The 697-nt window shown below is 38.3% G+C and carries 1 pseudogene; it reads right to left on the bottom strand.

Features of this window, described 5'->3' with window-relative positions:
• Nucleotides 1-697, bottom strand: a pseudogene (locus tag B5F25_RS22085) (hypothetical protein); the annotation flags it as partial.

Below are 697 nucleotides of genomic sequence, written 5' to 3'. Positions count from 1 at the left end.
TTGTTCTTTGTGTCAACAGAATAACGGACATTGTGACCCATATCGTCATTGTCATTATCTTGGTTATTGTCACCTTCACCACCAATAACGGTCAGTTTCACGGAGTTGTTTGCAATTGCACTATTCCATACTGCTTTTTCTACATCACTCATTCCGTTAAGCAATTCAGTCAAAGAGTATGCTTCAGTATTCAACGCAAATACTTTTTCGCCGTTATTACTCCAAATCCAATTATCAATCCAAGTCAATTCTTTGTTGTCTTTTCCATCAATGTATTTTGCATCCATCGGAACATTCAGGCGTTCTAATGTTACAGTATGTTCTGTAGCCATTTCTTCGCGCATCAATGCAGTAAATATAGGCGCTTTATCACCCTCTACTACAGTTCCGTCCATCAAAATATAGTTGTAGACCAATTTAACAGAATTGTTTACACCTGTGTCTCTTGTATATCTGAAAGAGTGTCCATCGTTAACGATTTCTGCGCCATACAGCTGAACAGCTTTCAGATTGTCTGCAGATTGTTCAAAAGTCAACCAATAGTCGTAAACGGCATTGGCATCAACAGATGAAGTTGAATAAGTCGGAACATATTCCTTATTTACAGCACAGTTAGTCAGATTATTAGGATATACTTCCACTTTGCCTATTTTCTTCAAGCTTGCGCCCAAATCATAAGCTGTCTTGATGGTGGTGT

This window comes from Bacteroides sp. An19 (assembly GCF_002160215.1).
Lineage (GTDB): Bacteria > Bacteroidota > Bacteroidia > Bacteroidales > Bacteroidaceae > Phocaeicola > Phocaeicola intestinalis.
Note: the sequence above shows the minus strand (reverse complement) of the source record. Positions and strands in the feature narration are given on the sequence as shown.